Origin of the sequence: Alkalimarinus alittae (assembly GCF_026016465.1) — a bacterium.
Taxonomy (GTDB): Bacteria; Pseudomonadota; Gammaproteobacteria; order Pseudomonadales; family Oleiphilaceae; genus Alkalimarinus; species Alkalimarinus alittae.
Genome location: NZ_CP100390.1, coordinates 4,081,286 through 4,104,334, shown reverse-complemented (window position 1 = coordinate 4,104,334; position 23,049 = coordinate 4,081,286). Strand labels below are relative to the sequence as shown.

Here is a 23,049-nt window from a genome sequence, read left to right as displayed (position 1 = left end):
AATAGAGAAGGTTAAAACAAGTCTAGGAGCGAACCATAGCCCTCTTTTTCAAGGTCTTCCTTGGGAATAAAGCGCAAAGCCGCAGAGTTTAGGCAATAGCGTAAGCCCGTAGGCTCTGGCCCATCCTCAAATACATGCCCTAAGTGAGAGTCACCATACTTGCTACGGACTTCTGTTCGGGTAACAAAGAGCTTAGAGTCTTTCTTTTCAACTATGCTAGCGTTATCGATCGGCCGCGTAAAGCTAGGCCAGCCAGTACCTGAATCATATTTATCTTTCGATGAGAAAAGTGGCTCATTGCTGACGACATCGACATAGATACCTTCACGCTTTTCATCCCAATAAAGGTTGTTGAATGCGCGTTCGGTAGCGTCTTCTTGGGTGACTTGATATTGAAGTGGTGTCAGCGTTTTTTTGAGTTCTTCGTCGGTGATTTTTCTATATTTATTCTGGCCTGGGATTACCTGAGTCATTTTTCCATGCTCCTCTGGTTTGTGGAGGTCGTCGCCCCATGTTGCTTCTAAAAACTGATCTCTACCTGAATTGTAGCGATAATATTTATAACGAATAGGGTTCTTTTTATAGTAGTTCTGGTGATACGCCTCTGCCGGCCAAAAGTGAGCGGTTGCTTTAATCTCTGTTGCGAGTGGTTTATCGAACCGACCAGACGCAGCAAGCGCATCACGAGAGGTTTCTGCCAACACTTTTTGCTGGTCATCGTGATAAAAAATAAAAGGGCGATATTGGAAGCCTCTATCAACAAACTGACCGCCGGTGTCTGTAGGGTCAACCTGTTGCCAAAAAGCGTTGAGCAGCTGACCGTACGATACCAGATTCGGATCGTAGTGCACCTCTACCGCCTCAACATGGCCAGTTTGACCGCTAGAGACCTGTTTATAAGTAGGGTTTTCGACGTGACCTCCGATATAACCTGAGATCGCATCAGTAACCCCCGGAACTTTCTCAAAATCAGATTCAACACACCAAAAGCAGCCGCCAGCAAAGGTCGCAACCGCTAGAGATGCGTTAGCTTTGTTTGTGTTATTGATTGCCTCAATATTGCTGCTTGTTCCTGCACTACACGCAGCGATTGATATGACGCTAGCTATCATTAATAGGGTTTGTTTAATCATGGGGGTAACCTCATTCTAGCTTTATCTAATGTTTATTATGCGCTTATAGAACCTAGGTTTATATGCTGTACTATTAATTTTTGGTCATATCTTTCTATTTAAATAGACTAGAATAGCGCCGAGTTAGCCCATAAAACAATATCTACCGGATTTACCATGAGTGTGTAATAGATGATTGAATGGATCGTAGTCGTGTTGGCAGGCTTTTTGGGCGGTATGTTAAATGCCGTTGCCGGAGGCGGTAGTTTTTTAACACTACCGGCATTGATATTTGTTGGTGTGCCGCCTATCGCCGCCAACACAACAGGTACGGCTGCTTTGCTTCCGGGTTATATCGCGAGTGCTTGGCGGTTTCGGCATGATATTGAATACCCGCGTGGTTTGAGCCTATTGACGGTGAGTGTGGTTGCGCTACTTGGTGGAAGTGTGGGTGCTGCAATGCTACTACTCACCACTAATGAGGTTTTCTCGGCGCTAATCCCTTGGCTTATTTTGTTGTCTACGGCGGCCTTTATTATAGGCCCAAAACTAATGAGTTTAAAAAAGAACACAACAGGCAGCCGCTCCGAACGTCACTACTGCCGCTACATTCAGGCCATTAACATTACTGCATTATTAGTGATCTGTATTTATGGTGGGTACTTTAATGGTGGGCTTGGCATCATACTGCTTGCTGCGTTTGGCCTAATGGGTCAAGTGAATATGTATGGCATGAACGGTTTGAAAAGTATTGTGTCTGCATTGCTCACTGTTATTGCTGTTATCGTTTATGCGTTTGGGGGTACCCTTCAATTAGAGTACTTATTAGTATTAGGCGTATCGTCAGTTGTTGGCGGTTATGTCGGGGCTGCGTTTACTTATCGGTTATCTCAGCAGAGACTTCGTTCGATTATTGTCTTTATTGGCGTCGTTATGTGCGTTGTGTTTTTCCTTCGTGCGCATATTGACTAAGCGTGAAGTGATAACTAGTACAAAGTTTTACAATTTATGTACATTGCGAAATAAGCCCTTATTCTTCCTATGGTTCCCTCTTAAAAATCTCTGCAACTGCCTTTTTTCAGTGCTTTATAATTTATATGTTGGCCTTTTATGGCGCAAAATACTTATGGTATATAAGTACATAAAGCCCGTGTTATCAATCATATAAGCGCATGCTAAGTATCAAATTAAGTTCTTAAATATCATTTTTATTATTTGTTGAGCTTAATTAAGCGGCGTTTTTTTACTGAGGTATGCGAAGGTGATTTTAGTGAGACTTTCACTTTTGACGCAGCGTAGCGTCAGCAGGGTCAGTGGAAATTGGAAATGCCCTCGTGTATATTTTTATCCATATTGATCAAACATAGATCAAATTAATAATAAAAGGCTATACCTAATACCGCTCTAAAATAATAAGGGTAGCCAAATAAAACGTAGGGGGGTGTTATCGGTGAGTGATTAACCTTGTGCGCATTTTGCCGAGGTTGGTAGGGACACATCAATATTAGAGAGGTAGTAATACTCTATGGATACTAAAATAAATACAAAAACGCTTTTATGTTTAGCACTAATCGCTACAAGTGGAATTGCCAAGGCTGAGTTGAAGCCGTTAATTGATCACGAATTACGTGATGTCGTTGGGCAGTCTGCAATACAATATTCAGCAACCGATATCAGCTATGATCTCGACCATCTCGTCGGTGTCGATTTCAGTAAAAAAGCAGGTATTGGATTTGATCGTACTGAGAAACGCTCAGCCTCTGAACACGTCGACGCTACCGTTCACCGCCTGCAAATAAATGGTAGTGGTGAGCTTCATGCATTCATCGAAGAATTAACGCTCGGTGATTATGGCGGCACTAATAACTCAATATACAAAGACGCTAACGGGCAAGGTGTGCCTGATGTTGCTCTACGCAATTTTGGCTTTGGCGAATCTGCAGATAAGCCGTTTTATATTGAAGATCCGTATATTGAAATACAGCAACAAAATAACCCCGATGGCACTCAGTCTTTTAGAGGGTTTAGAATCGGTTTTGGTAAGGCGGAAGGTCATACTCCAGTCACCATTGATTCTATTTCAGGCTATATCCCGACACTGAGTGTACTCGCAGATACTGGCGGGCTTATTCGAGCTCAGGTTTACGGTAGTGGTACTAAAGATAGTTTTGGTAATATCATTGGTGATACACCAGATGGCACAGGTAACTACGCTCAAACAGGCGAGCCAGGCGAGTGGGTATGTAACGGCATTCACTGTGGCTTTACGCCCAATAACGTTCAGCTGACGGGTAATACGGCGCTCGGGCAAAGTAAGGGGGGTAAAGAGATCAACCTTGAGCACCTAGAAAGCCTAGACTTACATAATGTTGAAAACTTTTACATCTCTCTCACTCAAGGAGGGGGGAACTCGTTTGTTAATGCCGATGGTACGGTTAATGGTGCAAAATGGTCACAACACTTAAATGGTGTCATTCCTTCAAGTCGCCCAGATTTACCGGGCTGGAATTTAGCAATCCCATTTAATGACCCCAATAATACTACGGCGGGCTATGCTGAAGCCCATACTGATATTGGTGCTTCACTAGGCCAAATCTTATTTGCGACGGGCGATGATAATCCTCGTCAACAATACCGACCTGTTTTTTAAGTCGGGATACGAGGTAGTAAACGATGAAAACAATTATAGCGAAAACGTTTATTGCGGCAATGGCGTCTACGTTTAGCTTTTCTGCTATCGCACTAGAAGCGTTATCAGATGAACAGCTGAGCAGTGTTAATGGCCAGGGCCAATTCAACTTTGCGTTTGAGAATATTAAATTTAAAGCCCAAGCTATTGATGGTGTGGCTGAAGCAGGAAGCTACAACACTATTGCGACAGACGGCTCTAGTCTTAGTCGACAGAACTTCCAGTTTTCGGCAGATAGCATTGGTACATTAACGTCTCCGTTAACGACCAGTACCGTAAGGCTAGACCCTTCGGTTAATAGCATATCTGATGGGAATGTCACTAAAAATGGTACTAGCTTAGCAGAGCAGGACTTTTTGCGAATAGATCTGCCTGATCGTGCTGGTTGGAATAATGTAGACTTACAATACGATGCGGTTTATGGCAATCCTACTAGCCCAGACCCGACTAACCCTAATATTGCCGCAGGTGGTACGCCTTCGTCTAATTTAGATTTTGGCAGAATAACGATTGATAATATCGTTGCGCTTGGAAGCTTAGAAATCGCAGGTATTCCTGAAGGTTATAAAATTGAAAGTGTATTAGTAGATGATGGTAGCCGAGGCGCAGGCTCGAGAGAAGGCTTTCTACTTAATGTAAATATTGATGAGTTATCAATCGATCAATGGCTGTTCGAAACTGAACAAGCAGATGGCATTTTTGACCCTGACCGCGATATGGTCATTAAAGATCTTAAAATCACTAACTTGAACCTAAAATCAGCGACCATTGAAACGACCTCAAGTGGGTACAGAATAGCTTATTCTGACCCGCAGCCGTTTACTAAAGCTGAAGGTTTACTTATCAAGTCAGGCGGAGGCTTTCCTGATACAGGGCATGCTGCTTACGATGCTAGTCGCCTTAAAACCAATATTACGCTCTCAACTCAAATGCCTCATGGCCAAATGAGTGAGTCTCGACTACACGGTGTTACGTTGGACCATTTAGTCTTTAATGTACGTAATTAGAGCGTTGCTTGACGTTGAGAACGGATAAAGGGTAAAGCGTTATGAATTTTAAGTACACATTATGTGTTATGAGTAGTTTAGCCATCAGCTATATGCCGACGCTTACGCATGCAGAGCTGGTTGGAATGGAAGAAACAGAGCTTTCTGAAGTCTCAGGCCAAAGCGGTCTTTCAATTGAGATACCTCACCTTAGGGTCAACGCGCATAATGTCGGAAGCGTTGACAACCCTAATACGACTGCAGATGAAAGCGATGGCCGTCGTACTAAAGGTTTTAAAGTCGACTATGTGACCAAACAGCATGACGGAACCAATGAGAGCCACTACTTTGTAGAAGAGGTTTCCCTTGCGGTTGATACTACAGGGGCCTTTACGATTGATGTTGAGGGTGATGGCAAGCTAGTAATTGGCTTACCTGATAGCGTTAACTTTGTCGGAGACGGCTATAGCGCTAAGGGTATCTATCTTAACAACGATGGTCTTGCGGCTAGCGGTGGTAAGATGCTTAATGAAGTTAATATCCAGGGTAACTTTGATACCGGCGGAACAGTGACTATTTGGGGTAACTAATTGGGTTAGCTAAGTCGTCGTTTTTGGATGAGCTAAGCTGGATCAGTTAAGTTGAATGAGTTAAAAAGGGCCTTCTAATCGTTTAGAAGGCCCTTTTTTTGAAGACTAATCTAACAGACTAATGTAAGCGGTGTGTTTCAAGCTGAATAGATTCAGTGTGATTACCGAGTAAAATAACTTTGCCTTTGTAGCGGTCATCACCTGTACTCGAAAACTCAAATATATACGAACGCCAGAGCTTTATTCTTCCTTGTCTATTTCGTTTGAACCAGAAACCCCGCAATACCACGCTTTCGTCTAGTAGTTCTACGTCGACCTCTTTGCAATATTCTTTGACCGCCTTTAAGGCTACATCTTTAATCTCTCTGGCACTAAGCCAGTACCAGCCTCCCAAGATCAGAATTGACAGCCAGAATAGATCGCTAAGTTCTACCATTACGTTACAGGTCTCTTGGTTAAGCTGTTTTCCAGTGTTCGGGTACGAGATGTAAATTCTGGTTGCCATCTGCGACCCAAATTTCCCCGTCTTGAATTGTGACTTGTAGTTCCATATTACGCTCTGCTAACGCGGCTAAGGGCTCCACAAAGGCTTCTGGGATAAGTACGACAGAGAGGTTCTTGAAGCGTTGTAGCTCCGCTTGCGACTGCACCCACCATTGTTCGGCAGAGCGATTGCTGTAGCAGTACACGGTGACGTGTTTAGCGCGTCCGCACGCTTTTCGAATGCGTTTTTCGTCTGGGTTGCCTAACTCGATCCAGTGCTGAATTGTGCCTGAAAGATCAATATCCCAAAGGTCGGGCTCTTCATCTGAGCTAATGCCTTTGGTAAAGCTAAGGTGTTCGCTGGCATTAAGGGCAAACGCCACGACTCTTACCATCATCCGAGCATCATTTTCAGACGGGTGGCGGGCAATCGTGAGCTCATGTGGTTGGTAGTAATGGCGATCCATATCTGAGATTTGGACGCTCGCTTTGAAAATAGTGGCTTTAAGTGCCATATGATGGGTTCCCTTATAAACGCTCTTAGGATTTAACCAGAGAAGCTTTATGGAGAGCAACTCATTTTCTGCTTTTGTCCAGACTCTGGAGGCGTGCCTAGGTGTTGCTGATCGCGATGATTAGTCGGCTGGCCAAGCGGTAAAGCCGCCATCAAGGCTATAGCACTCTTCGAAGCCTTGTTGGTTAAAATAATCTGCAGCGCCCTGGCTTGAGTTGCCGTGGTAGCAGCAAACGACTAAAGGTAAGCTACGGTCTGTGTCCGCAAGAAATTGTTCGACGTTATGATTACCGATATGTAACGCGCCCTCTATATGGCCCGCTAAGAACGATACCTGATCACGAATATCGATAAGTGTAATAGGTTGTTCTTTAAGCATTGCTTGAAGTGTAGCAGCAGACATGTGTTTAAATGACATAAAACCTTAATTCCTGATATCTAAAATGCTCAATCATTATACTCAGCTATGCGGGTAGACCAAGCTTTCGCTTAGTCTGATAATGTTTTAAACGGCAGGTATTGGCGAGCATCATCCATATATTCGTTGACCTGCACAGTTTCTCGATGGATAAAGTCGTTGATGGGGGCTTGAAAGTCTTTATTTTTGACCCAGTGTAACGAGTACGTCGGGATAGGCTTAAAGCCTCGCTGAATCTTATGTTCTCCTTGAGCACCTGCATCAAAGCGTTTGAGTTGGTGTGTTATACAGTAATCTATGCCTTGGTAATAACAGGTCTCAAAGTGGAGTTGCTTATAGTCTTCTAAACAGCCCCAATAGCGGCCGTATAGTGTCTCATGATCTTTAAGGAACAGCGCTCCTGCAACAAACGCTCCCTCTTTTTCAGCCATAACAAGTAGTAAGTTGTCAGGCATCGAATCGGTAATCTGTTGAAAAAATGATTGATTGAGATAACCCTGCTGCCCACGTTTTAGGTAGGTCGCATGATAGAATAGATAAAACTGACCTAAGGCCTCTTGAGTGATCTCTTTACCTTCGAAATGCACAAATCGAATGCTTTGGTTGCTAACCTGAAGTCGCTCTTTTTTGATGTTTTTTCGTTTTCTCGACGTCATTTGATTAAGAAAATGATCAAATGAGGTAAACATCGTGTCGGCTGTCTCGTTCTCCGCCTGGTTACGCCATTGAAATTGACAACCCTGTCTAACCATCAAGTGGTTATCGTTCAGAGCGGCTAGGCTCGGCGGGTCTGGAAACAACAAATGCCAAGAGGATAAGCTTTTTTTATCGGCATACGCTCTGACGGCATCAAACATGAGCTGGGCGGTATCGCGCTGCGGCTCGATAGGCCCTGCTAATAAACGTGGCCCTACTGAAGGCGTAAACGGAATGGCAGATAACAGCTTGGGGTAATAATTAAGCCCGTAATGGCTATAGGCGTCTGCCCACGACCAATCAAACACATATTCACCATAAGAATGCTGCTTGATATAGGACGGCATGACGGCGACTAGCTGTTGGTCTTTATTACGTGCAGTTAGATGGCTAGGCTGCCAACCCGTTGCGGCAGAAACGCTGCCTGATGTTTCTAGCGCGAGTAGAAACTCATATTTTAAAAACGGGTTGCCAGTATGATTTAATGCGTTCCATTGGTCAGAGGGTATCTCTAACAGGCTGCTTAGAAACTGAATGTTTAATTCGGACATTTTTTATTCACGACCTATTAGCTTTATAATGCTTATATCTGCAGGTGCTGCAACGAAGGAGTCTGCGTTGGGGTAAATACCGCTGTATGTTCTATCCGCCCCTGTAGGTCGGGAATCGCTCATGAGCGTACTTCTGGCATCCCGACGCTAGGATAATAACGTTTGCCGGCCCATTAACCCGAAAAGACACAAACACTGAATGCTACACTCGTTATCAGCGGTGTAGCCGTCTACCAGTATAGCCCGTGCAGTTTACGTCAGATATTCAGTTATTTTATTTAATAGGGTTTCTTTGGTGACCGGCTTACACAAATAGCTTGCCATACCTGCCTGCTCTGCTTTGGCTATGTCTACTTTTGAAACATGGGCTGAAACACCCACAATAGGAGGCGCTTGGTCTCCTAGCGTTGCTCTAATGCGCCGTGTGGCTTCTAGCCCATCCATGACCGGCATTTGGATGTCCATAAGAATTAAATCAAACGAGTGATGCTGGCAGGCAACAACAGCATCTGCTCCGTTTTGTACCAGATAAATATCAAGCCCAGTACTTTTAATTTGATTCCCCATCGCCTTGAGGTTTACGGGGTTATCGTCAACGATGAGTATTTGACCCGAAAGGCTGTAAGCGCCGGTGGGTGACTCTTCACTGACGGTCGAATATAGGTTAGATAAGCGGGTTCGTGTCAATGGCTTGTTGAGTACCTGAATATGACGCGCAAGCTCGGATGTGAGTGGCTGACCTGGCCATGCTATCCATACACATCGTTGGGAGGTTGTATTCATAAACGATTTTAGCGTGTTTAATTCTGAGGTACCAACCGCGGCATCAACTAGCACTAGGCTAGCATCCTTGATAGCCATTAAAGCCTCTTCAGTAGTGGTCACGTGCTGGCACGTTAGGGCATCAGATTTATACTCATGCTCTAGCCAAGCCCATAGTGAGAATGACGCTGTATATACCAGAACCTTTGACTCTCTTAGAAGAGCGGCTGGCGTAATATCAATACTTGAGGCTGCAGGCGCAGATACATAAAATTTAAACACTGAGCCGCTAGAGTCAGATGCTTTTAGTTGAAGTTCACCGTTCATTGCTCGACAGATTTGCTGAGAAATAGGCAGTCCTAACCCGGTTCCTCCATATTGGCGCGTAGAAGAGTTATCGACTTGCTGAAAGGTCTCAAATATTCTTTTTTGAGCGTCTTGGGGAATGCCAATACCGTTATCGATAACCGTGCCGGATAGCACCCCTTCTCGCCAGTAAAGCGATACTTGAACGCCGCCTTTTTGGGTAAATTTAACGGCATTGGCTATTAAATTGATTAATACTTGCCTTAATCGAACGGGGTCAACATTGATTTCAGCCGGAATCTCTGGGGAGAGCTGAAGCGTCAGGTCTAGGCACTTTTCTGCAATTTGAGATGCAAACATCTCAATGATATCGTCAAAGAAAGCTGTAGTCTCTATAGGTTCTGGCTTAGTAACCAGGCCCCCATCCTCAATCGCTGCTAAGTCGAGTATCTGATTAATAGTATCAAGCAACACCTTCGCGCTTTTGCTTCCCAATCGGGTATATTCGCGTTGTTCGGCTGAGAGTTGAGTGTCGAGCAACAGCTAGTTCATGCCGATAACCCCATTAATAGGGGTACGCAATTCATGACTCATATTGGCTAAAAACTGACTTTTTATTTTATTTGCGGTGTTCGCTTTTTGGGTTGCTTCTTTCAACTCTGCTTCAAGCTTCATTGCTTGATTAATGTCCGACTGTAGTTGGTTATTGAGCCCTACCAACTTACGGTTCATTTCGGCGTATGTTTGTCGGTACGCAAGGACCAGCGGAATGGCTAATAAAAATAGCACTAAGCTGATACCAACAATCGAAAGCACCTTGTTCATTAACGATTCTTCAATAACCGTAATATCAATATCAGCCGCTGCAACATAGGGTTGGCCCCCTGGTGACTTAAGCGGTATGAGAATCGTGCGGAATAACCCCCAGCGATCACCGGCGGTAACATAGACGGGTTCGGTTGCGGTCATGGCGTCAAAATACTCAATTGAACCTTCTGGGTAAGCGGTCCAGTAAGTAACTATTTGATTTTTTTTAATATCTTTTTTGGTGTAATTACAGGTGGTGAAATGAATCATTCCATCAACCATTACATAGCTATAAAGGTAGGTTAGGTTGCCGGTGCGAGTATGCTGCGACATTAATTCTAGGTTGTGCTGGTCTTGTTCTTTAGAGATGGCTTCAGGTGTGCGGGCAATATCGTGAAAATTGGCAGGCAAAATGGAGGGGATATTACTGGCAGCGGCAAACAGGCGAGCGTCTATTTCTTCCATATAGCGCTGGCGCTCAAGCCAGTAACTGGTAGAAGCAATAACAACAACGCCTAAAAAATAGGTGATTAGTGCTATGGCAAACTTGCGTACTCTAACCTTCAAAACATCACCTCAAAAGCATTGCCTTAAATACTCGACACCTAAACAACCATCCTTGCTTATGGCATGGCGATCACCAGCCATCTTATATGAATACTATAAACTCAAAAAAACCCGCAAATAGAGCGGGTTTTAAATGAGCCTTACGGGTTTAGAGTAAAGCTCATATTTGGATAGTTCAACAGGATTAAGGTAACTGAATACCACCTCCGCCCATGCCTCCCATTCCGCCCATACCACCACCTTGACCTGGTACGACAATTGACGAAGCTTGTTGACGTTGCATTTCACGAAGCTCTTCTAAGGTACGTTCTAAGCAGGCTTGAGCTTCTGCCCCAAACTTATTAAGAGCGTCTGACAATGAGTCTGCTTCTATTTCAAAATTGAGTGGTAGTGCGCCTGCAGGGGTCATCATTTGCGCTTGACCCACAAATAGTACTTCGCGATTTGTATCTAGTTCGCCTTCAGGGGTGACGGGCGTCATTCTTCTCAGTGTTCCGACTTTATGATCCGTGAACATCTCTTCGCGATAAAGGTTCTCGGTATCTAGCTTGATCTCTGGGAGCTGATCATTACTCATAATGCTTGGCTTCTCTTGATTGTCCGAATAAAACTTTGACTGTTAGTTTAGCGTGTTAGTTCGCTAGTGCCCATTTAGAAATACCTAAATTGCTCTTTTTGTCATCCTTGCGTACAAGGCGAGTGGCTGTTATTTCTGGGTAGGCTCTAGCTCGTAACAACAACTCTAATCGCTTCCAATTGCACAGAGCTGCGGTTGATTGCGTCTGCTGATGCACTGATCTGCTGTTTAAAGAAGTTAATTTCTTCGTCCCGAATGCTGGGGTTTACCGCCTGTAATGCTTCTAAACGATCCACTTCGATTTTTAAGCTAGACATCATCTTTTCATTCGCGGCATTAATAATATCGGGTAGCGTTTGTTCAGCCGTGGTGGTTGAGTGAACGAGCATTTTTTCGATATCACCACGGACTTGCTTAACAATTGCTTGAGCAGTGTTACGTTTTACTTTTTCACACATGCCATTTAGTCGCTCATGAGGTAGTACAGCGCCTAAGTCACGGCCATTAACATCAGACATGACTCGAATAGGGGTAATGGGTAAGAAGCGATCTACTTGAAGTTGCTTAGGGGCTATGCAGTTAACGGTGTAATAGGTTTCTAACAGCAGTGTGCCCGGCTGTAGGCCTTTAACTGAGATAGTGGCCACTGTTGCGTTGCCTAGTTCAGAGGTCTGCACCATTTCCATGGTTTCGACGACCATCGGGTGTTCCCAACTTAGGAACTCCATATCTTCTCGCGAGAGTGCTTTTTCTCTGGAGAAGGTAATGGTATTACCATCGTCTTTGAGCCCAGGGAAGTGGCTGGTAAACATATGGTCAGAGGGGCGAATGATATGTGCGTGATCAGAATGGTGTTCTTGGTCGACCCCATATTGGTTAAACAGCCGCATCATAAACTCTTCGAGTAAGGGGCCGTCTTCCTCTTCTTCAATGGTTTCAATGATGGCCTCTGCTTGCGGCAACTTGCAGGAGTTAAGTTCAAGTAGTTGGTCGCGACCTTGGTGCAGTAATTCGCGCATTTTTTCGGTGTGAGCCGCTGTTGCTGTAATCAATGAATCAATTGCGCCGTCTGTTGATTGCAGTTGCTCGAGTAACTCAAGCTCAAACTGCTCGTAAATAGAGTGTCCGACAGAACAGCTTTGCTCAAACAGGTTGATGCCTTCATGATACCAACGGAATAGGTTCTCTTGAGAGGTCTCTTCTAGGTATGGAACATGAATCTGAATGGTCTCTGTCTGACCAATTCGGTCAAGGCGGCCTATACGCTGTTCAAGTAAGTCGGGGTTTAGCGGCAGATCAAATAGCACTAAGTGATGCGCAAACTGGAAGTTTCGGCCTTCACTACCAATCTCGGAGCAAATAAGTGTTTGTGCACCGCCTTCTGTTTCAGCGAAGTAGGCAGAGGCTCTATCTCGCTCAATAATTGAAAGCCCTTCATAGAATGCAGCGCTTCGAATTCCCGCGCGTAACTGAAGGTATTGTTCTAGTGCCACCGCGGTACTGGCATTCGCACAGATAACGAGCACTTTTTCAGACTTGAGTTGCTTAAGGTGCGCTTCTAACCATGCGACACGAGGGTCGTTTTGAATCCAGTCGTCAGGTTCAACGATTACCTCAGGGTATAGTCCGGTAATACCGGTTGTCTGACCTTGATACAGCTCGGGTACAGGCAGCGGGTAACTATTAAGCTTACGTTGAGGAAAGCCTTTGATCGCTGCACGAGTGTTGCGGAAAAGCACTCGGCCAGTACCATGTTGATCAAGCAGTCGAGCAATGATGCCATCGATATCATTGGCGTTTGAAATATCGGTAAACTCAGCTAGCTGTTTAAGTAGTTCAGGGCTAATCGGTTGATCATTGTTTTGCAGCGCAACCAGTTGCTGCACTAATTGATTGAGTGGCTGGTAGCCGGCTTCTTCTTGCTTAAAGCTTTCTAAATCGTAGAAGCGAGAAGGGTCGAGCAGGCGAAGTCGGGCAAAGTGGCTTTCAATACCTACCTGTTCAGGTGTGGCGGTTAGCAGTAATAGTCCGGCGCTGTTGCTCGCAAGTTGCTCAACGCATTGATACTCAATACTGACGTCCGTTTCGCTCCATTGCAGGTGGTGGGCTTCATCAACGATGAGCAAGTCCCAAGACGCTTCGACGGCATGGGCCATTGCATCAGGGTTTTCAGTTAAGAAATCTAAGCTGCATAACACCAATTGCTCCGATTCAAACGGGTTCGACATTGAGTCAATGTCTGCTTCGAACATATCATCTTCATTGTCACTATTAGCGCGCGTGAGTGCGTCATATCGGCTCTCATCGAAAATTGAAAATGCCAAGTTAAAACGACGTAGCATTTCGACTAACCACTGATGGATAAGGCTGTCTGGTACGACAATTAAGGCTCTTTTTGCACGGCCCGTGTGGAGTTGGTAGTGCAAAATCATACCGGCTTCAATGGTTTTACCTAAGCCCACTTCATCGGCTAATAAAACACGCGGTGCAAATCGTTGCGCGACTTCATTGGCAATATAAACCTGGTGAGGTAAGTGATTGGTGCGCGCCCCAAGCAGCCCTTTAACAGAAGATTGCTGCAAACGATGGATATGGTTAAGGGCTTCAATTCTTAATGTGAAGGCTCTGTTTTTATCAAAATGACCGCTAAATAATCGATGCTGAGGGGCGGTGAGCTGAACAAAGCAACTTAAATCAAGCTCTTCAACAATCTGTGAGAGACCTTCGTCGTCCTCACAGTGATAGATGTAAATACCATCTACTTCTTCTGCAGAAATGACCTGAAACGTTAAATCATCCAGTGTGGTGATTTTTTCCCCTTCGTTATAAATCAGGCGACTTAAGGGGGCATTGTCGGCGGCGTAAGTACGCTCTTCGCCAACAGCAGGAAAACTAACTGTAATACGTCTGCCATTAACTTCAGAAATAATACCCAAGCCCAATTTTGACTCGGTATGGCTGACCCAGCGTTGTCCAATAATAAATTGCATGTTGTGAACTGCCTATCAAATAGTAAATGGTGTTGGAAATATGCAGATTTTACCAGATTCACCGGTAACGGTGGTCTATTTAACAATATTTATTTAAAGCTGTTGGGGGGCTGTTTTGGTCTTGTTGGTTGTTTTGGTCTTGGACTCGTAAGGGCAGGCCTACTGCCTGCCCTTGTAGACTATTGTTCGTAGAATTTACCAAGGTCAACGCATCGATTAATCCCCAGAAATCACCGAGTCCACCAATACCTGAGCCTCTTTCAATATTTGTTGTAAGTGATCCTCCCCACAAAAACTCTCGGCATAGATTTTATAAATATCTTCCGTGCCCGATGGTCGTGCAGCGAACCAACCGTTTTGGGTCATTACTTTCAGCCCTCCAATCGCTGCACCATTACCAGATGCGTGAGTCAGGCTGGCTTCAATAGGGTCACCGGCGAGTGTTTCTGCGGTTAGTTGGTCGGTTGAGAGCTGTTTAAGGGCTGCTTTTTGCTCTCGATTGGCGGGTGCTTCTATGCGTGCATAAAGCGGTGTGCCGTGGCGTTCGGTTAATTCTGCATATAATTGGCCGGGGTCTTTTCCGGTTACGGCGGTCATCTCTGCGGCTAATAAATTCAGAATGATACCGTCTTTATCGGTACTCCACACGGTGCCGTCTTTGCGTAAAAACGATGCGCCGGCGCTCTCTTCGCCGCCAAACCCAAAGCGACCTTTCGCTAAACCATCAACAAACCATTTAAAACCGACCGGCACTTCTACTAACTCGCGTTCAAGCTGTTTGGCGACTCGATCAACCATGGCACTAGAGACTAAGGTTTTACCAATGGCGGTTGTCGCAGGCCACTGGGTACGAGTTTTAAACAAGTAATCAATGGCCACTGCAAGGTAGTGGTTGGGGTTTAATAACCCCGAACTTTTGGTGACGATACCGTGGCGGTCATAATCGGGGTCGTTACCGAAGGCAATATCAAAGCGATCTTTCAGCTCTATTAACCCTGCCATTGCGGCGGCTGAAGAGCAATCCATACGGATTTTGCCGTCTTTGTCGACTCTCATAAATGAAAAGGTCGGGTCTACTTTTTTATTGACTAGCACTAGGTCAAGGCCGTAATGCTGAGCGATGGGCTCCCAGTACTCGATGCCAGAGCCGCCCATCGGGTCGACGCCTATTTTTAGCCCTGAGCGAGCAATAGCGGCCATATCAACCACTTGATCCAGTGACTCCACATAGGGTTTTATGTAGTCATATTCAGTAATATATTCAGAGTCTAGCGCGTGTTGAAAAGAGATTTTTTTGACCTCTTTTAAGCCGCCTGCCATAAGTTCATTGGCTCGATCTTGCACCCATTGAGTCACATCTGTATCGGCAGGGCCTCCATTGGGCGGGTTGTACTTAAAGCCGCCATCTTCAGGAGGGTTATGAGAAGGCGTTATGACGACGCCATCGGCTAATTCAGCATGACTGTCATCGGCATTGTAAGCCAGTATGGCATGTGAAATAACCGGCGTAGGGGTGTAACCTCGACCCGCCTGAATCATCACGTTGACTTGGTTAGCTGCGAATACTTCTACGGCTGAAATTAATGCCGGCTCTGATAGCGCATGGGTATCCATGCCCATAAAAAGAGGCCCGTTGATACCATTGGCAGCACGGTGCTCGCAAACCGCTTGGGTGATCGCTAAAATATGGCTTTCATTAAAGCTTCGCTTAAAGGCGCTGCCTCTATGGCCCGATGTACCAAAGGCGACTAATTCATCAGGGTTTTCTAGGTTAGGTTGATCTGAATAATAAGCGCTTATCAGGCGGGGTACATTAATAAGCATTTCATCTGGAACAGGCTGACCAGCCAAAGGGTGTTGAGACATGTTGCATCCTTGTGTACGGCATAAACTAAATAAGCATGGCCTTGATGGAAGAAAAATTACCTATCAAGGCTATTTAATGCTTGTAAGCTTACGCGATTACGGCATGATATTCACTTATTCTGCTTGACGAATATGGTCTAGATGTTTATATCTGCATGCATCTCAAATTGAAGGACTTGTAATGAAACCTGCTAGCAAACCCGCAAACCCTAATTTTTCTTCTGGCCCTTGCAGCAAACGTCCGGGCTATCGACTAGATCAGCTAGATACTTCGACACTGGGTCGTTCGCATCGCGCTAAAGTTGGTAAGGCTGCATTAGAACGTGCTTGTTTCGATACGGCCAAGATATTGGGCCTGCCAGAAGGCTATCGTGTCGGTGTTGTGCCGGCGTCAGATACGGGTGCTATGGAAATGGCCATGTGGTCGATGTTGGGTGCGCGACCTGTTGATGTATTTGCATGGGAGTCGTTTGGTAAAGAATGGCACACCGATATTGTTAAGCAGCTCAAACTAGACAACGTTAACAGTTATATTGCTGATTACGGCCAGTTGCCAGATATGAGCCAAGCTAACCCTGCTCACGACATTATCTTTACCATGAACGGCACCACCTCTGGCGTGAAAGTGCCCAATGCTGATTGGATTAGCGATAGTCGTGAAGGTTTAACTTTCTGCGATGCGACATCGGCCGTATTTGCGATGGAAATGCCGTGGGAAAAGCTGGATGTCATCACCTTTAGCTGGCAAAAAGTATTAGGCGGTGAAGGCGCGCATGGCATGCTAATCCTAAGCCCGAAAGCTGTTGAGCGCTTGGAATCTTATACACCGACTTGGCCTCTGCCTAAAATATTTAGATTAACCAAAGGCGGTAAGTTGATCGAAGGTATTTTTGAAGGCGCGACGATTAACACCCCCTCAATGTTATGTGTGGTTGATTATTTAGATGCATTAGATTGGGTGGTTGATATCGGCGGTGTGTCAGCCTGTATTGAAAAGTCTCGCAGTAACTTAGCGGTTCTTGAAGCGTTTGTTGAGAAAAACAACTGGATTCACTTTTTGGCGGCAACCCCTGAAATTCGCTCAAACACCAGTGTTTGCTTAACCTTAGATTTAACCGAGGCGCAAACTAAGCAGTTGGCTAAATTATTAGAAGATGAAGGTGTCGCGTTTGATATTGGCGCTTACCGAGATGCGCCGGCTGGCTTGCGGATTTGGTGTGGTAGTACCGTTGAGGCGAGTGATCTTGAGGCGTTAATGCCTTGGTTAGAGTGGGCTTATCAAGAGGTTTGTTGATAGAGTAGGTTTTTAATTATACGGTTTAAACCCTTACCCGTAGCCTTGATGAAAGGAGGCACGACTGGAATCAGGGTTTGGTCATTGGAGGGCTCGGTGTTGGGGCTTTCCTTGATTCCGCTGCGCTGCATCACGGCTACGATAGACTTACCACATTAAATCATCAGGCACTTCATAACCTGCATACGGGTCATCTGGATCAATATCCTCTTTTTGCTCAATACAAATCGCCATGTCAGGGTCACGTTTATGAATCCGCTCGGCTATCTCGGTCGGCACCAAACGGTGGCTATCACCGTATATCGCAATAGATAAAAGCCCTTTCATCAACTTAGTCTGTAGCTCTTTGTTGACGTACAGTTTCTTAACTTGAGTGCCCTGAACAAAGTTATAAGCGATATCGCTGTCTTTTTTAGGTATCTCAACCGTATTACTGTCTATTAGCTGCTTTATTTCAGCTTCTGCTGCGCGTTTTTCTTTTTCTTCTTTTTGACGTTGATTTAGCTCTTTATCTCGCTTTAATTGCGCCTCACGAGCGGCTTCGGCTTGTTGCTCAGCGGCTAGCAGTTCATCAGGTAACTGGCCTGCTTTCTTTGCATTTTTAGCTTTCTTCGCTTCTTTTTTAGCTTTCTGAGCCTGTTTTTTGTTGGCGAGACCCATATTCAATAGTTGATCTTGTAGTGAACCACTCATTGTTTTATGCCATTAGAAAGTTGATTGAAATAATTAGATAAAGTGAGGGAACTATATCATATTAGCAAAGGCTAGCCGAAGTGTGCTTTTACGAGGAGAGTAGATTATGGCAGGCTTTGAAACCGGCCATAATCAAGGTACTAGAAGGCTCTAGAAACCAAAGCGTGTTAATAGGTTGTTGCCGCCTTTAGTGAACAGCAACCAGCCTAATAACGCACCCCCAATCGCTGCTGATACAACGCCATTGAGAAAGTAGAGCAATGACCACTCACTTAGATTAAACGCGATATTGATGGTTTCCATTTTAATAGCTGCTAGCTTGGCAACGACACCCAAAATAAGAACCGAAAAGAAAATGGTACCTATTATCGCTTGCTTGCCTTCTATCTGACCGACTAACGAAAGAACAAGAAACACCCCTAAAACAGCGCCCATACCAATTCCACCTACACCGACGGTCCATAATGTTTTATCCACTAACTGCTCTGAGGACCCGGTTAAAAAACTGAAGAGCACTAGGTTTATGATTTCAATAAATACCGCGAGAAAAATAGAAAAAATAAGCGGTCTTGTGTACATAAGTCGGTTTTGATTCATCTGTACAGTCTCCTGAGAGTGTTATTTTAGTGTTATTTTGGTGTGATATGTATGGCCCATTCTACATGAGCCGTTATAGGGGATACATACTAAGGTCAAAAGGAATTCTTTATTTGCTAGTACCTACGATATTAACTGATAATGGCGCCATTTTACTCACATGGTCTTTTAAATTGCGAGTTATATCACTCTGCAGTCTAAGGTAATAGTTATGTCTCTTCCAGGCAAAGAAATATTCCGAACATATGATGATTTAGGCCCTATTCAGGTGTTTGATGATGGAAATAAGCGGTACTTAGGCTTTGGCTCCGGAGATGAGCAAAGCTGTATCATGAAAACAGAGCCGCAGTTATTGTTACATGATTATGCGCGCTCAATGATGCTAGTACTGCTTTTCCATAAACCTAAAAACGTTACCTTTTTAGGTTTGGGTGGCGGTAGCTTGGTGAGTTGTATGTATCATCACTTTCCATTATCAACACTAAAAGTGGTCGAGCTACGGCAAGAGGTCGTAGACACCGCCTATCGATTCTTTCAGTTACCTAGAGATGAGCGTTTAAGTGTGACAGTAATGGATGCTGGGCGCTATTTAAGAAAGGCAAAGCGTGGTACTAGCGATTTGATTTTTTGCGACCTGTATGGGCCGGAAGGGTTGGATGAGCAGCAACTTGAACCGGCCTTTATCGAGCGTTGCCATGACCTGTTGTCGGATGATGGCTGGTTAGTGCTTAATTGCTGGCAAAACCACCGCGGCGAAGCGGAGGGCTTGCGCTCGTTAATGGATTGGTTTCCTGAAACGAAGGTCTGTAGTGTGCCGGGTGGCAATTGGACGATATTAGCAGGTAAAAGAAGCAATGACTTAAATGATAAAAAGCTCGAAGAGAACGCTAAAGCGTTATCAGAACAATTAGGGTTCTCTTTGATGACACCCCTCAAGCGTCTTGAAGACTATGGTTTATAAGTACGGGTTTATAAGTACGGGTTTATAAGCCCAGCTTGTTAAGCTAAAACCATGCAGGCCGATAATTACTTTCTTCTAGCCACGTCTCATCATCAATATCACCAAACATGGTGTGAGATGGGTCATGACCGGCTTCTTCAAGTGACCTGAGGCGTTTAATCGTCTCAGGGAGCTCGTCGGCAGCACTGTCGAGTTGCTGCCAAATATGCTTTAAGTTGACGAGTTGCTTATTGTCAATGGTGGCCCCGAGGGTAATTAGCCAAAGATCCATGCCGAGAATCGAAAGCTCCCAATGTTCTTGTGGCTGGCTGTTAGGGGTTAATTGCAGCTTTTTTAGTTGAGATTTAACGGTCTTCATCTCATCTTGCATTTTATTCTGCACCGCCTGCAACAACTCAAAAATCAGCCTTCTTTTTTTATCGGCACTTTGCATTGGATTATATAAGGTGCCAGATAACTGCTCTGAGCGGTCGATGACTCTAGAGCGAAATACTGTCGCCATCGCTAGCAGGGTGGCTTTTTGCTCTTGGTCTGCTGTATTTAGAAAGGTAAGAAGCATGTCGGTTTTAAGGCGGTTGGTCTTGATAACCTGTCGCTTTCTTGACCAGTCTTCAAATACTTCAGAGAACGATCTCATTTAGGCAGCCTGCTTTTCTAATAATGTATTTAGGAGTGTGAGAAATTAAAACTAACGATATCACGACCATACCAAAACTCAGAAGCAATATCGCGTTGTTCATAACGTTGGTGAGGTTGCCGCGGGCCGTCTTAGCGACTAGCCCATTTAAATGCAGAGGTGACCAGTCGTTGGTAGCTTACCGGTAGACAGCGCTGCATAATATCCAGTGCCTTGGCATCAGGCCCTATTAAAACCCGTCGTTTGTTTTGTTTAACGCCTTTTAAAATGGTTTTGGCTGCTTGCTCTGGTGTGGTGATAAAGAGTGATTCAAATTGCTCTCTTAGGTTTTCAGCGCTGGCGTTACCTGTGAGCGTTTCGACACTTTCGGTCATTCTCGCATTTCGTGCGATGTTCGTTTGAATTCCGCCTGGGTGGATAGACGTAGCGGTCACATTTGACTGATCTAGGTCTAACTCTTGACGGAGGGATTCAGTAAACCCTCGAACCGCAAACTTAGACAAGTTATAACCACTTTGGGTTGGTTGAGAGAATAAACCAAAAACACTCGAGACATTAACGATGTGGCCGGGCTCTCCTGCTTGTTTTATATGAGGTAAGAACGCTTTGGTTCCATAAATGACTCCCCAAAGATTAATCCCCATTATCCATTCATAATCTTCGTAGGAGGTATCTTGAACGGTACCGCCTAATGCGACCCCAGCATTATTGAATATCATATTCACTTTGCCGTGATCTTTAACGACCTGATCAGCCCAGTCGTGAACCGCTTGGCGATCTGCGACATTGACGATGGCGGTGGTGACGTTAACCCCTTTTATCTGAGCGGCGGTTTCGGCAAGGCCTACTTTATCAACGTCGCAGAGGGCAAGATGGCAGCCCTGCAACGATAATTCAAGCGCCAGTGCGCGACCAATGCCTGATGCAGCGCCAGTGATGGCCGCAACGTTGCCATTAAAATCTTTCATGCAGATACCTTTGTTATTTGAATGCGTGAGCGTAAGTAATCGCTCCTGCATTTCAGATTAGGCTAAAGGTTATGCCTTGTCACCTAGCGCTCTAACAGATCTGCCTGAGTCAGCGCTGCCGATTGGTTGTAATCGCTATACAAAACCACCAGCTTTCCACTTTTTAATGCTTGAGCTACTTGTCTTCGCCGGCTTTCAAGTGGTTCTTCGGTTTCATTAAGTCCCCAGTCTCGCATACAGTATTCATCAATCAAGTTATTGAGGGCGTCTTCACTGAGTTGATCGTGGGGAATTATCATAGCGCTACTGCTTAGCTTAAATGAGGAGGGTAGAGCGATTATACCCTCCCGAGTGATACAAAGCGTTAGTTAATACACGCGTTAGCTAAACAGCGGCTTTATCGGTAGCAAAGGCTCAAAGTCTGGATCCACTTTTTGTGCTTTAGCGCCAAAGCACTTCATCATATCTTGAGGGCGGAACATGCCTGACTGCCATGTCGCCATATATTTCAAACTATCAGCCACACTGTGATCACGGCTATAGTTGATCATCTCTTTACAACCGGCTACCGCCATAGGGGATTGTTTTGCGATCTCCCGTGCGACCTCCATTACGCCGTCAAGCATGGCGTCTTGTGTTGGGAAGACCTTATTGACCAAACCGATCTCTTTCGCTTCTTGTGCATGAAACTTTCGACCCGTGTAAGCCAGTTCTCTCATAATGCCTTGTGGAATAAGGTGAGGTAGGCGTTGCAATGTACCCAGGTCTGCGGTCATGCCTAGCTGCGTTTCTTTGATAGTAAAAAAGGTATCTTCAGTGCAGTAACGGCTATCGCAGGCGCTGACCATATCAACCGCACCGCCAATGCAGCCACCTTGAATGGCGACTAATACAGGGATACGCGCCTCTTCTAACACGTTAAAGGCTTGTTGAAGTTGAAGTACCGCTCTACGCAGGTTCTCGGCCATACGCGCAGGGTCGCCATTCATCGGAATACTATTGGGTGATGTAAATACCGCTAAATCCATACCTGCAGAGAAGTGCTTACCGGTTGAAGAGATCACAATCACCCGTGCCTCTGCCTTGTTGTCTATTTCACTGATGGCGACAGGGAGTTCTTTCCAAAAGTCGGTGTTCATCGAATTTAATTCGTTAGGGCGGTTTAGCTTAACGTGGGCAATATGGTTTTCGATGCTGACTTCAAGGCTTTTAAAGCTCATTTAGTGTTCCTTATTTTAGTAAATTTACACGGCCAATATAGTTAAGGTACGACGTGATGTTGACGTTGTCAATTTCAAAAAAATGCTGGCTCAGCGTGTGTTGGGCTGGTGGGAGGTGTGATGCTGTTTAAAAGCCTAAGGTTTCAGTCGGCCATCTTTTGTTAGTCGACGTAAAACCCACTTGCGGTAGAGAGAGCGTGAGATTTCTTTAACCCAATGTATATTGAGGAGCCAAGCGAGTGGCTTGAGCCACCAGATATTCGAAAAAAGTAGCACGTAGGCTTCAATGTCATTGGTAATGACCCCTTCACCATTTTGCACGTGGAGTTTGATCAAGGCCTCTTTGGGGGCTATTCCTTGAGCGATTAGCTGCTGGTCATTACCGGTAATGTCGCACCACTCGACCGCATCTTTACCTGCCAAGGCGTCGTAAATTTTTCTATCTTTGCGGCAAACGGGGCAGGCTGCGTCATAGTAAACACGTATTTTATCTTGCTTTGATTTAGGGTTTTTATTTGCTTTCATATGAGTAGTATAGGCACATTCGTAAGATTATGAACTTTGTAGTAATCGTAGCCTTGATGAAAGGAGGCACGACTGGCGTCAGGGTTGGGTGGCTGATTGTGCGGTGTGGTGTCGATTTCTTGATTCCGCTTCGCTGCATCACGGCTACAGAAACCTGATGTGCCTACTCAAATTGTAAATGTCTGTAGGCGGTTTGTTACTGACTGTTAGGGCGTGAACTGGGTTTAAATACAAGAGAAC

24 protein-coding genes are annotated in these 23,049 nt (G+C 45.0%); 7 read left to right on the top strand and 17 right to left on the bottom strand.

The window, feature by feature from the left end; genetic code table 11:
- Window positions 1–11: 11 nt before the first annotated feature.
- Window positions 12–1,133 carry a peptide-methionine (R)-S-oxide reductase MsrB gene (gene msrB, locus NKI27_RS18600; protein WP_265047508.1) on the bottom strand — a complete coding sequence of 374 codons (1,122 nt, stop codon included), beginning with the start codon at window positions 1,131–1,133 and terminating at the stop codon, window positions 12–14.
- 174 nt (window positions 1,134–1,307) lie between these two features.
- Here msrB and NKI27_RS18595 point away from each other — a divergent pair, with 174 nt between their 5' ends.
- From NKI27_RS18595 to NKI27_RS18580, 4 genes are all read left to right on the top strand, one after another.
- Window positions 1,308–2,084: a sulfite exporter TauE/SafE family protein gene (locus NKI27_RS18595; protein ID WP_320109472.1), complete on the top strand. Its 777-nt coding sequence runs from the start codon at window positions 1,308–1,310 to the stop codon at window positions 2,082–2,084.
- A gap of 553 nt (window positions 2,085–2,637) precedes the next feature.
- Entirely contained in the window at window positions 2,638–3,762 is a 1,125-nt protein-coding gene (locus tag NKI27_RS18590) for a hypothetical protein (protein WP_265047506.1), read from the top strand.
- Window positions 3,763–3,785: 23 nt separating this feature from the next.
- Entirely contained in the window at window positions 3,786–4,808 is a 1,023-nt protein-coding gene (locus NKI27_RS18585; RefSeq protein WP_265047505.1) for a hypothetical protein, read from the top strand.
- A 41-nt stretch (window positions 4,809–4,849) separates the two neighbouring features.
- A complete protein-coding gene (locus NKI27_RS18580; protein WP_265047504.1) occupies window positions 4,850–5,377 on the top strand; it encodes a DUF6160 family protein in 528 nt (175 codons plus the stop codon).
- A gap of 118 nt (window positions 5,378–5,495) precedes the next feature.
- Here NKI27_RS18580 and NKI27_RS18575 read toward each other — a convergent pair whose 3' ends face one another.
- From NKI27_RS18575 to pgm, 9 genes are all read right to left on the bottom strand, one after another.
- Window positions 5,496–5,813, bottom strand: coding sequence for a DUF3301 domain-containing protein (locus NKI27_RS18575; RefSeq protein WP_265047503.1), 318 nt, complete (start codon window positions 5,811–5,813; stop codon window positions 5,496–5,498).
- A gap of 19 nt (window positions 5,814–5,832) precedes the next feature.
- Window positions 5,833–6,375 (bottom strand): YaeQ family protein, encoded by a 543-nt coding sequence (locus NKI27_RS18570; RefSeq protein ID WP_265047502.1) that lies wholly within the window; start codon window positions 6,373–6,375, stop codon window positions 5,833–5,835.
- 120 nt (window positions 6,376–6,495) lie between these two features.
- The gene (gene glpE / locus NKI27_RS18565) at window positions 6,496–6,792 is read right to left on the bottom strand and encodes a thiosulfate sulfurtransferase GlpE (RefSeq protein WP_265047501.1); all 297 of its coding nucleotides are present in this window, start codon (window positions 6,790–6,792) and stop codon (window positions 6,496–6,498) included.
- A 71-nt stretch (window positions 6,793–6,863) separates the two neighbouring features.
- Window positions 6,864–8,039 carry a GNAT family N-acetyltransferase gene (locus NKI27_RS18560; protein ID WP_265047500.1) on the bottom strand — a complete coding sequence of 392 codons (1,176 nt, stop codon included), beginning with the start codon at window positions 8,037–8,039 and terminating at the stop codon, window positions 6,864–6,866.
- Window positions 8,040–8,291: 252 nt separating this feature from the next.
- Window positions 8,292–9,647, bottom strand: a complete 1,356-nt coding sequence (locus NKI27_RS18555; RefSeq protein ID WP_265047499.1) for a response regulator — start codon at window positions 9,645–9,647, stop codon at window positions 8,292–8,294.
- Between the two features lie 3 nt (window positions 9,648–9,650).
- Window positions 9,651–10,481 carry a histidine kinase dimerization/phospho-acceptor domain-containing protein gene (locus NKI27_RS18550; RefSeq protein ID WP_265047498.1) on the bottom strand — a complete coding sequence of 277 codons (831 nt, stop codon included), beginning with the start codon at window positions 10,479–10,481 and terminating at the stop codon, window positions 9,651–9,653.
- 184 nt (window positions 10,482–10,665) lie between these two features.
- Complete coding sequence (locus tag NKI27_RS18545; RefSeq protein WP_265047497.1) at window positions 10,666–11,058, bottom strand: hypothetical protein; 393 nt, start codon at window positions 11,056–11,058, stop codon at window positions 10,666–10,668.
- A gap of 146 nt (window positions 11,059–11,204) precedes the next feature.
- Entirely contained in the window at window positions 11,205–14,048 is a 2,844-nt protein-coding gene (gene rapA / locus NKI27_RS18540; protein WP_265047496.1) for an RNA polymerase-associated protein RapA, read from the bottom strand.
- 216 nt (window positions 14,049–14,264) lie between these two features.
- A complete protein-coding gene (pgm, locus tag NKI27_RS18535; protein ID WP_265047495.1) occupies window positions 14,265–15,914 on the bottom strand; it encodes a phosphoglucomutase (alpha-D-glucose-1,6-bisphosphate-dependent) in 1,650 nt (549 codons plus the stop codon).
- Between the two features lie 181 nt (window positions 15,915–16,095).
- Here pgm and NKI27_RS18530 point away from each other — a divergent pair, with 181 nt between their 5' ends.
- Window positions 16,096–17,208, top strand: a complete 1,113-nt coding sequence (locus NKI27_RS18530) for a phosphoserine transaminase (protein WP_265047494.1) — start codon at window positions 16,096–16,098, stop codon at window positions 17,206–17,208.
- A 147-nt stretch (window positions 17,209–17,355) separates the two neighbouring features.
- Here the strand turns inward: NKI27_RS18530 and NKI27_RS18525 are convergent, their stop codons facing one another.
- Complete coding sequence (locus NKI27_RS18525; RefSeq protein WP_265047493.1) at window positions 17,356–17,901, bottom strand: DUF2058 domain-containing protein; 546 nt, start codon at window positions 17,899–17,901, stop codon at window positions 17,356–17,358.
- A gap of 150 nt (window positions 17,902–18,051) precedes the next feature.
- Window positions 18,052–18,498 carry a hypothetical protein gene (locus tag NKI27_RS18520; protein ID WP_265047492.1) on the bottom strand — a complete coding sequence of 149 codons (447 nt, stop codon included), beginning with the start codon at window positions 18,496–18,498 and terminating at the stop codon, window positions 18,052–18,054.
- 211 nt (window positions 18,499–18,709) lie between these two features.
- On the opposite strand from NKI27_RS18520, the gene NKI27_RS18515 reads away from it, so the two are divergent.
- Window positions 18,710–19,459 carry a spermidine synthase gene (locus tag NKI27_RS18515; protein WP_265047491.1) on the top strand — a complete coding sequence of 250 codons (750 nt, stop codon included), beginning with the start codon at window positions 18,710–18,712 and terminating at the stop codon, window positions 19,457–19,459.
- Window positions 19,460–19,502: 43 nt separating this feature from the next.
- On the opposite strand, the gene NKI27_RS18510 is transcribed toward NKI27_RS18515, so the two are convergent.
- From NKI27_RS18510 to NKI27_RS18490, 5 genes are all read right to left on the bottom strand, one after another.
- Window positions 19,503–20,096 carry a hypothetical protein gene (locus NKI27_RS18510; protein WP_265047490.1) on the bottom strand — a complete coding sequence of 198 codons (594 nt, stop codon included), beginning with the start codon at window positions 20,094–20,096 and terminating at the stop codon, window positions 19,503–19,505.
- 131 nt (window positions 20,097–20,227) lie between these two features.
- Window positions 20,228–21,064, bottom strand: a complete 837-nt coding sequence (locus NKI27_RS18505) for an SDR family NAD(P)-dependent oxidoreductase (protein WP_265047489.1) — start codon at window positions 21,062–21,064, stop codon at window positions 20,228–20,230.
- 83 nt (window positions 21,065–21,147) lie between these two features.
- The gene (locus tag NKI27_RS18500) at window positions 21,148–21,363 is read right to left on the bottom strand and encodes a YheU family protein (protein ID WP_265047488.1); all 216 of its coding nucleotides are present in this window, start codon (window positions 21,361–21,363) and stop codon (window positions 21,148–21,150) included.
- Between the two features lie 81 nt (window positions 21,364–21,444).
- Window positions 21,445–22,284 (bottom strand): crotonase/enoyl-CoA hydratase family protein, encoded by an 840-nt coding sequence (locus NKI27_RS18495; protein ID WP_265047487.1) that lies wholly within the window; start codon window positions 22,282–22,284, stop codon window positions 21,445–21,447.
- A 135-nt stretch (window positions 22,285–22,419) separates the two neighbouring features.
- Window positions 22,420–22,809, bottom strand: coding sequence for a DUF393 domain-containing protein (locus tag NKI27_RS18490; RefSeq protein ID WP_265047486.1), 390 nt, complete (start codon window positions 22,807–22,809; stop codon window positions 22,420–22,422).
- 29 nt (window positions 22,810–22,838) lie between these two features.
- Here NKI27_RS18490 and NKI27_RS18485 point away from each other — a divergent pair, with 29 nt between their 5' ends.
- Window positions 22,839–22,967 (top strand): hypothetical protein, encoded by a 129-nt coding sequence (locus NKI27_RS18485; RefSeq protein WP_265047485.1) that lies wholly within the window; start codon window positions 22,839–22,841, stop codon window positions 22,965–22,967.
- Window positions 22,968–23,049: the final 82 nt, after the last annotated feature.

Excerpts from the sequence above, each read along its gene's own strand:
- msrB (WP_265047508.1), bottom strand. The coding sequence starts at position 1,133 with ATGATTAAACAAACCCTATTAATGATAGCTAGCGTCATATCAATCGCT.
- NKI27_RS18590 (WP_265047506.1), top strand. The coding sequence starts at position 2,638 with ATGGATACTAAAATAAATACAAAAACGCTTTTATGTTTAGCACTAATC.
- NKI27_RS18585 (WP_265047505.1), top strand. The coding sequence starts at position 3,786 with ATGAAAACAATTATAGCGAAAACGTTTATTGCGGCAATGGCGTCTACG.
- NKI27_RS18580 (WP_265047504.1), top strand. The coding sequence starts at position 4,850 with ATGAATTTTAAGTACACATTATGTGTTATGAGTAGTTTAGCCATCAGC.
- NKI27_RS18575 (WP_265047503.1), bottom strand. The coding sequence starts at position 5,813 with ATGGTAGAACTTAGCGATCTATTCTGGCTGTCAATTCTGATCTTGGGA.
- NKI27_RS18570 (WP_265047502.1), bottom strand. The coding sequence starts at position 6,375 with ATGGCACTTAAAGCCACTATTTTCAAAGCGAGCGTCCAAATCTCAGAT.
- glpE (WP_265047501.1), bottom strand. The coding sequence starts at position 6,792 with ATGTCATTTAAACACATGTCTGCTGCTACACTTCAAGCAATGCTTAAA.
- NKI27_RS18560 (WP_265047500.1), bottom strand. The coding sequence starts at position 8,039 with ATGTCCGAATTAAACATTCAGTTTCTAAGCAGCCTGTTAGAGATACCC.
- NKI27_RS18545 (WP_265047497.1), bottom strand. The coding sequence starts at position 11,058 with ATGAGTAATGATCAGCTCCCAGAGATCAAGCTAGATACCGAGAACCTT.
- rapA (WP_265047496.1), bottom strand. The coding sequence starts at position 14,048 with ATGCAATTTATTATTGGACAACGCTGGGTCAGCCATACCGAGTCAAAA.
- pgm (WP_265047495.1), bottom strand. The coding sequence starts at position 15,914 with ATGTCTCAACACCCTTTGGCTGGTCAGCCTGTTCCAGATGAAATGCTT.
- NKI27_RS18530 (WP_265047494.1), top strand. The coding sequence starts at position 16,096 with ATGAAACCTGCTAGCAAACCCGCAAACCCTAATTTTTCTTCTGGCCCT.
- NKI27_RS18525 (WP_265047493.1), bottom strand. The coding sequence starts at position 17,901 with ATGAGTGGTTCACTACAAGATCAACTATTGAATATGGGTCTCGCCAAC.
- NKI27_RS18520 (WP_265047492.1), bottom strand. The coding sequence starts at position 18,498 with ATGAATCAAAACCGACTTATGTACACAAGACCGCTTATTTTTTCTATT.
- NKI27_RS18515 (WP_265047491.1), top strand. The coding sequence starts at position 18,710 with ATGTCTCTTCCAGGCAAAGAAATATTCCGAACATATGATGATTTAGGC.
- NKI27_RS18510 (WP_265047490.1), bottom strand. The coding sequence starts at position 20,096 with ATGAGATCGTTCTCTGAAGTATTTGAAGACTGGTCAAGAAAGCGACAG.
- NKI27_RS18505 (WP_265047489.1), bottom strand. The coding sequence starts at position 21,064 with ATGAAAGATTTTAATGGCAACGTTGCGGCCATCACTGGCGCTGCATCA.
- NKI27_RS18500 (WP_265047488.1), bottom strand. The coding sequence starts at position 21,363 with ATGATAATTCCCCACGATCAACTCAGTGAAGACGCCCTCAATAACTTG.
- NKI27_RS18495 (WP_265047487.1), bottom strand. The coding sequence starts at position 22,284 with ATGAGCTTTAAAAGCCTTGAAGTCAGCATCGAAAACCATATTGCCCAC.
- NKI27_RS18490 (WP_265047486.1), bottom strand. The coding sequence starts at position 22,809 with ATGAAAGCAAATAAAAACCCTAAATCAAAGCAAGATAAAATACGTGTT.
- NKI27_RS18485 (WP_265047485.1), top strand. The coding sequence starts at position 22,839 with ATGAACTTTGTAGTAATCGTAGCCTTGATGAAAGGAGGCACGACTGGC.